We start from the raw sequence: 207 nt of genomic DNA, 5'->3' as shown, positions 1-207 counted from the left end.
GCAAGTTCTACCGTCTCAGATATCTGCCGCCGCACTTTTCCCGACACATGACCTGCCGACGCCCCCTCATTTCCGCTACCGATGCAGATAACATTTTTCCACATGTCCGCAATATCGTTCAAAAAACGTTCTACAAGAGAAGTTCCGTCATGAGATCCATATGTGTTGCCAAAACTGATGTTTATCGCCACCGGACGACGAAGTTCT

Annotated in this window: 1 protein-coding gene; it reads right to left on the bottom strand. The window is 48.3% G+C overall.

What is annotated here, in order from left to right; translation table 11 throughout:
- Positions 1–207 (bottom strand): hypothetical protein (locus tag NE668_RS10310; RefSeq protein WP_256197038.1); only part of this gene is annotated, 207 nt, incomplete at both ends.

This window comes from Veillonella parvula, assembly GCF_024461875.1.
GTDB lineage: Bacteria > Bacillota > Negativicutes > Veillonellales > Veillonellaceae > Veillonella > Veillonella parvula_I.
Note: the sequence above shows the minus strand (reverse complement) of the source record. Positions and strands in the feature narration are given on the sequence as shown.